Source organism: Chryseobacterium contaminans (genome assembly GCF_001684955.1).
Taxonomy (GTDB): domain Bacteria; phylum Bacteroidota; class Bacteroidia; order Flavobacteriales; family Weeksellaceae; genus Chryseobacterium; species Chryseobacterium contaminans.
On the sequence record NZ_MAYF01000113.1, the window covers coordinates 40,763 to 48,529 of the forward strand.

The window sequence follows — 7,767 nt, forward strand, 5'->3', positions numbered from 1 at the left end:
TTAAACATTCAGCAACAAAACAATCGTTAACTTAAAAACACTAACAAATAATCATTATTTTTAATACATATTTTAATATATTTACATTAAATATCAACGATATGTATAAAAGACTATTTTTTGCAAGTCTATTCCTTACAGGTCTCTTTAAATCACAGACGACTACTGTTACAAATCTGATTTCAGATGCTGTATATTATGACGGCTATGCTAATCCTGTGGCTACTCCGGTTCCTCCCGGCTTAATCAGATTGGGAAATACCAGATATGCGAGAAAGCTTACAGACACAGAAATGGATTCTTTTAAAGCAAAAATTGCCATGAGGGTAACTATTGGAGCTTTATGTGACAATTATGATCGTTTGGGTGAGGTATTCCTTGCTTTAGTTCCTAAAAACCAGCCTACCTATACCACGAATGATCCTAATGTTAAAAGAATTGAAGCTGCCCGATACATCACTCCTTTCATGAATAAGAACCGTTCACCTATAGAAGTTCCCTACACTTACGATATCAGCAATTTGTACAGTGTATTTCATAATACCGAAATGCGAAATGCTTATGATATGTATATGGAACTTGATGTTTTCGGAGTACCTTATGCTGCACAAGCCCAAGTTGCAGGCTGTACAGGCAGGATTGATGTTTTCTCAGGAAATCTTACCTTTTTCTCTACAGATGTAGGGGCAACTCCTATAGATTACAATACGTTAGTCCCTATACTAAGCTATAATAAACTCAATAACTATGACGGCAACACAGATGTTATTGGAGAGACAGTAAGACTGGTTACATTCAATCTTCCGAATGCAGTCACCAATGCTAATTTTGTTGTAATCTCTACCCCTCACGGAGCCAATACTGGTGGTGAAGAATATATAAGAAGACAAAATTATACTTATATAGATGATGTTCAGATGTTAACCTATACGCCTGGAGGAATTTCATGTGAACCTTACAGAGTATACAATACACAAGGCAACGGAATCTATGGAACCACACCTATGTCATCTCAGGACTGGACTTCGTGGAACAACTGGTGTCCAGGTAACGCAGTTCCCATTCGTGGATTTACTATGGCCAACCTTACTGCTGGAAATCATACTTTAAAGCATACCATTCCTACTGCTGTTTTTAATGGAAAGCAGGGAGAAGTCTATTTATCAGTTTACATGCAAGGCAAAAGCAATGCTTCTTTAAATGTAAAGGATGTAAAAACAATAGATGTAAATATCTACCCCAATCCTACCACAGATTTTGTTAATATAAGATCAAAAGAAGATGTTGCATCTATGACGCTTTTCAGCATGGATGGGCGAAAATTGACTGAAGTTTACAGAGAAAACAGGATCAACCTTTCTACATACAGTGCCGGAGTCTATTTTTTAAATATTGTTTTAAAGGATGGAACTGCTTTTAAACATAAAATCATTAAAAAATAACCATTCTCAATAAGAACAGAAAAACAGGTTTGCTTAAGAAAAAGATGAAATAATTCATAAAAAACAGTTAATAAAATAATAAAAAGCCCTCCTTTAATAAAAATTATCGGAGGGTTTTTAGCATCATAAAATTTGATAAATATCTAAAAAGGAAAAGTTAAATTTTCTAAAACCCATTATGATCCTATCAAATTTCCTTTTAAAAAGAAAATAATAAATAATGCATTTTTTTGGCATTATGGAACTTTTACTTTAATCCTTTCCCCAAAAAATTGTCATTTTCAGTTTATTAAACTATTTTTGGTGATTAAAATTTTTGCAAAATGAATTATCATTTTCAAGCACACAGACAAGTAAGAAGAAACCTTTTAGATATTCTGCAAAACACATCTCATGAGGACCTTCTGCTGATTCCTGATGGCTTCAACAACAATATTTACTGGAATATTGCCCATACCGTTGCTACCCAGCAGCTTTTACATTATTATTTAAGCGGAAATCCTTTCCGTATTGATAAATACTGGGTTGAAACCTACAAAAAAGGAACATTACCGAACTTAAACGTTCAAAAATCCGAGGTGGAAGATCTGGAGTTTTTACTTACAGAAACCTCTAAGATTTTAATGAAAGATTATGACAGTGATTTCTTTTCAGACTACACTCCTTACACCACAAGTTTCGGGATGGATCTGAAAAGCATCCAGGATGCCATCATCTTTAACAATATGCATGAAAGCCTGCATTATGGATATGTAATGGCACAGAAAAGAGCAATTTTAGGAGAAAAATATTAGAAGGAAGCTGGAAGAAAGGAGGCAGGAAGTTTGTAGTCATCACAACCACGAACCTTCCAATCCCGAACCCCGATACCCTTAAACATAAAATTTTATACAAATCAATGAAAGACGATTTTATTTTCGGGCTGCGTCCCGTGATTGAAGCAATTGAAGCGGGAAAAACGATTGACAAGATCTTTGTGCAGAATGCACTTCAGGGTCCTATTTATGCTGAACTGAAAGCGATTTTAGCGAAAAATAAAATCCGTCCCAATTATGTTCCGGTTGAAAAACTGAACCGTTTTACAAGAAAAAACCACCAGGGTGTGGTAGCTTTTATTTCGGATGTTCCGTTTCATAAAGTGGAGGATCTTGTTCCACAATTATTTGAAGAAGGTAAAACACCATTCCTTTTGATTCTGGACAGACTTACAGATGTAAGAAACTTTGGAGCCATCTGCAGAACAGCAGAATGTGTAGGGATAGATGCTGTAATTATTCCTGAAAAGGGAGCTGCACCCATCAATTCTGATGCAATCAAAACTTCTGCAGGAGCTATTTATAATATTAAAATCTGTAAGGAAAACAATCTTGCTCATGCAGTAGATTTCCTTCAGCAGAGCGGTATTACCGTATTTTCAGCATCTGAAAAAGCTCAAAAACTAATCTATGATGTAGATTTCACAGAACCATGCGCTATCGTTATGGGAAATGAGGAAACAGGAATTTCTAAAGAAGTACTGCACCATTCTGATGAAAAAATAAAACTTCCTATTGAAGGAAAAACTCAATCTCTGAATGTTTCCGTAGCATGTGGAGCCATCCTTTATGAAGCGGTGAGACAGAAGAGTCTGAAAATAAATTAATTCGATAACACAACACTTAAAAAAATTAGAAAATGAAAAACATAGCAGCAATAGCGCTATTATCATCTATAGCTTTTGTATCTTGTAAAAAAGAAACAGCAAAAATCACGAAAGTAGATCCTAAAACAGGAAAAACTGTAACCGTAGAAGTTCCTGCTGACTCTGTAGCAAAGGTGGCAGAAAATCCTGCTATCAGAGACTCTGCCGGAATCGTTACTCAAACGTTCAAACTTGAAAAAGGGAAAACTTACCCGCTGACAACTTACCAGAGAGATGTAAAAACAATGACGGACCCACAAGGGAAATCCATCACTGCAACAGCAGAATCTACGGATGAAATGAACTTCACAGTAAACGATATCAAAGGAAACGTTTACGAAATGACGCTTAACCTTGTTTCTAAGAGAAGTTCCCAGTCTGCACAGGGTAAAACAGTTGTAGTAGACACTAAACAAGCTCTTCCGAAAGAGGATGATCTTAAAATGATCTGGAATATCAACAAAGCGCTTACCAGCAACAAACTTGATATGAAGATGGATACAAAGGGGAATGTGATTTCCATTACAGGTTTTGATGCTGTTTATACTAAAGTTTCAACAACTCTTACTCCATTAATTAAGGATGCCAATGAAAGAGCAAGCGTTGTAGCAAGCCTTAAAGAGTCTTTTAATGAGAAAGTATTGAAAGATCAGTTCAATAAAAATCTTTCTATCATTCCTAAAAAAGGGGTGAAAGTAGGTGAAAAATGGAGCACATCTGAAAATGCAGATCCAAACGGAACCATTAAAGTAACTTCAAACTATGTTTTAAAAAGCCTAGGAAACGGAATTGCTGAAATTGCTGTAACCGGAGGTATTCCGAAGAAAACTGAAAAGAAAGCTCAGGGACCTATCACCCACAGCATGAGCAGTGAGCTTGCCCAGAACGGAACCATTAAGTTTGATGAGAATACTGGATGGATCATCAACCAGAATATCAATGTAAAAACAACGCAGGTAGAAACTATTTCAGACGGAAAACAGTCTCAATCTATGAAGAGCGTTTCCAATTCTTCTGTAATGGTAAATCCTTCTGCAAAATAATTAAAGCTTAAAAGGGTAAGGATCAAACTTTGATTCTTGCTCTTTAAACCTTAAATCAATTTATTATGAAGTACATTCTTGAGTTAGTACTGTCCGCCATTATTATTTTCTTTGTCTGGAATATTCTGAAGAGAATTTTCTTTAAGACATTCTACAGCTACAGGTTTAATAACCAACAACAAAATAATTCAAGAGAAGACATCCACAACTCGAATAAGAATAACAAACAAAACCTTAAATGGGATGCAGAAACCGTAGACTATGAAGAGGTGAAAGAGAGTAATGACAAAAGGTAAAAAATCCAAGAAATAAAAGATAATAACCAGCATGGCAAAAAATAAAAACTTAATTTATATTGCAGTTTCGTTAGTAGTATTTATAGTTTTAGCATTTTTATATTCCACTCCTGTATTTTCAGGAAAACAGCTTTTTCAGCATGATATTGTGCAGTACAGAGGAGGAGCAAAGGAACTTTTAGACTATAGAGCGAACACAGGGAATGAAACGTATTGGAGTGACTCCATGTTCGGGGGAATGCCTACTTATCAGATGGGTAGCCAGTTTAAAGGCGATATCATCAAAAAAATCGACAGCAACCTGAATTTCCTGCCAAGACCGGTCAATTATCTCTTCCTGCTTTTTGCAGGTTTTTTCCTTTTGGGAATGGTAGTGGTGAGAAACTGGAAATACGCCTTACTGGGCGCTACTTTCTTCGGTCTTTCCACTTATTTCTATATTATTATTGCCGCGGGACACAATGGAAAAGTAAATACTATTGAATATTTTGCTCCGCTTTTAGCCGGAATTTTACTGGTTTACATCAGAAAACAATATATCTGGGGATTCATTGTTACTACACTGTTTATGGGACTACAGATTGCAGCCAATCATCCACAGATGACCTATTACCTGTTTCTGGCCCTAGGATTCTTATTCCTTTCCGAATTAATCAGAGCGATCCAGAAAAAGACGCCAATGAAACATTTCCTGATCTCTTCAGGAATCATTGCAGCTTCTTGTATTATTGGAGTTGGAATGAATTCCCAAAGAATTATGGCCAATTCTGAATATGTAAAGGAAACTGTTCGTGGAAAACAGATTTTAACCAATGACAGCCATACTTCAGGAAAATCCGGGATGGATAAGGAAAGTATGCTGATGTGGAGCTACGGGCAGCTGGAAACGTTAAACCTTTTCATTCCAAGGCTAATGGGTGGCGGAAGCCAGGAACCGGAAGCTAAGGAAATGATGAATAAGGTACAGGAGCTTGTTCAGGAAAATGTAGGTTCACAGGCTGAAATGGACAGGATTTCAAAAGGTTTCAGCGGAATGACCTACTGGGGTGACCAACCGGGAACTTCAGGACCTGCTTATCAGGGAGCTATCGTATGTTTCCTAGCTCTGTTAGGATTCTTCTTTGCATGGAAAAAATACCGTTACTGGATTTTAGGGGCTTCTATTCTGACCATCTTGCTGGCTTGGGGAAGCAACTTTATGCCGCTATCTGATTTCTTTATAGATTATGTGCCGTTTTACAATAAATTCAGAGCACCATCTTCTATCCTTGTGGTAGTAGAGTTATTATTCCCTTTAATTGCTATTTTAGGACTATACAGATTCTTCACGGATGAAAAACTGACTGAGGAATACAAACAGAAAATCCTGATGTACGTAAGTGGCGGAACATTAGGGCTACTATTAATTCTTTTGATCTTCGGTAAATCATTACTTGGGTTTTCTACTGCCGGGGAAAAGACTTACTTCCCACCTTTCCTATTGGATTATTTAGTAGATGAAAGATACAAACTCTTCAAAGCAGACGCTATCAAGGCATTTATCTATGTAGCGATTGCTGCCGCTGCCCTATTCTTCAGCTTAAAGAAAAAACTTAATCCTAATATTGCTTTATTAGTAATTGGTTTGGTAAGTTTATTTGATCTGTGGACTGTCAACAAACGTTATTTAAATGATGAAAACTATGTAGACAAGATCTTTGCAGAGAACCCTTTCCAGACAGAAAGTTCAGATTTATTAGCAGAAAAAGTGCAGGGAAATCCGAACCTTGAGTCTATTTTATCTACTGTAAACGTCAATAAAGCCTTAGAAACAATTGCTGATAAGGATAAAGCACATTACAGAATTTACAACCAAACCCTGGGAGTTACCAGCGAAACCAATACCTCTTATTTTAAAGCATCTATTGGGGGATACCACGCTGTCAAACTGAGAAGATATGATGATGTACTGAACGAGTATATCTCCAATACCGACACTGTAAAAACACCAAGAATATTAAACTTACTGAATGCAAAATATATGGTTTTTGGAGGTCCGGATCAGCCTCAGGTAGTTCCGAATCCTAAAGCTAACGGAAATGCATGGTTCGTAAGCGACCTTAAGTTTGTGGATACTCCTAACGAAGAAATTAAATCTATCGGGGAAATTGACAGTAAAAAAACAGCGGTTATTGCTTCTTCTGATAAGGCTTATTTCAGTAATAAACCTGTTCAGGCAGATTCTACAGCATTCATCAATTTAACTTCGTACCAGCCTAACGAGTTAGAGTTTAAATCTCAATCTAAGACTCCTCAATTGGCCGTTTTCTCTGAAGTATATTACCCTCACGGATGGAAAGTTCTCGTAGATGAAAAAGAAGTTCCGTATATTAAAGCAGATTATTTACTTCGTGCAGTACACGTTCCTGCAGGAAATCACCACATAAGAATGGTATTTGAGCCGGAAGTAATTGAAAAAGGAAAATGGATTTCTCTATTAAGCTTCGGACTATTTATAGCACTGGCTGCTTTTGGAGTTTTCTGGATGAATAAAAACAAGAAAAAAGAAACTTTTGTTGAACCAACTGCCTAATTTAAACATTGTGCTTCTGTCACTGCATGAAGAGATAGAATGAGATTCTTCACTACGCTTCGCTTCGTTCAGAATGACAAATGAATAAAAGACCATTCATATAAAAAATGGAACAAAAGAAAATATTGATAATCACCTATTACTGGCCTCCTGCGGGAGGTCCTGGTGTTCAAAGATGGCTGAAGTTCGCTAAATATCTGCCGGATTTTGGCTGGAAACCGGTAATCTACACTCCGGAAAACCCAAGCTATCCATTGATGGATGAGACTTTGATGAAGGACGTTCCTGAAAACATTGAAATCGTAAGAACAAAAATCTGGGAACCTTATCAGCTGGCTGAAAAGCTTAATAAAAGCAATAAAAAATTTAAAGCAGGCCAATTTGATGTTGGTAAAAATCAAAGCTGGAAATCCAGGCTTTCGATATGGGTAAGAGGTAATTTTTTCATTCCTGATGCCAGAGTTTTCTGGGTAAAACCATCTGTTCAATTTCTGGAAAAATATTTACAGGACAATAAGATTGATACCATTGTAACTTCCGGGCCACCCCACTCTCTTCATCTGATTGGATTAGGCTTAAAAGATAAATTACCGAATTTAAAATGGATTGCAGATTTCCGTGATCCATGGACAGAGATTTCTTATTACAAACACCTGAAACTTACCAAGAGTTCAGACAAAAAGCATCGCCAATTGGAAAGCGCTGTATTCAAAACAGCAGATATTACTCTGGC

At 36.7% G+C, this 7,767-nt stretch carries 6 protein-coding genes and 1 pseudogene; all 7 read left to right on the forward strand.

All coding sequences use genetic code 11. From position 1 onward, the window contains the following. Positions 1 to 101 precede the first annotated feature (101 nt). Positions 102 to 1,442, forward strand: coding sequence for a peptide-N-glycosidase F-related protein (locus BBH99_RS08570; RefSeq protein ID WP_066694643.1), 1,341 nt, complete (start codon positions 102 to 104; stop codon positions 1,440 to 1,442). Positions 1,443 to 1,765: 323 nt separating this feature from the next. Then, complete coding sequence (locus tag BBH99_RS08575; RefSeq protein ID WP_066694648.1) at positions 1,766 to 2,236, forward strand: DinB family protein; 471 nt, start codon at positions 1,766 to 1,768, stop codon at positions 2,234 to 2,236. Positions 2,237 to 2,340: 104 nt separating this feature from the next. Next, a complete protein-coding gene (rlmB, locus tag BBH99_RS08580) occupies positions 2,341 to 3,084 on the forward strand; it encodes a 23S rRNA (guanosine(2251)-2'-O)-methyltransferase RlmB (protein ID WP_066694653.1) in 744 nt (247 codons plus the stop codon). Positions 3,085 to 3,116: 32 nt separating this feature from the next. After that, positions 3,117 to 4,166, forward strand: coding sequence for a DUF6263 family protein (locus tag BBH99_RS08585; RefSeq protein WP_066694654.1), 1,050 nt, complete (start codon positions 3,117 to 3,119; stop codon positions 4,164 to 4,166). 65 nt (positions 4,167 to 4,231) lie between these two features. Further along, a complete protein-coding gene (locus BBH99_RS08590) occupies positions 4,232 to 4,462 on the forward strand; it encodes a hypothetical protein (protein ID WP_066694655.1) in 231 nt (76 codons plus the stop codon). 31 nt (positions 4,463 to 4,493) lie between these two features. After that, positions 4,494 to 7,034: a YfhO family protein gene (locus BBH99_RS08595; RefSeq protein WP_066694656.1), complete on the forward strand. Its 2,541-nt coding sequence runs from the start codon at positions 4,494 to 4,496 to the stop codon at positions 7,032 to 7,034. Positions 7,035 to 7,141: 107 nt separating this feature from the next. Further along, positions 7,142 to 7,767: pseudogene (locus tag BBH99_RS08600) on the forward strand (glycosyltransferase family 4 protein); the annotation flags it as partial.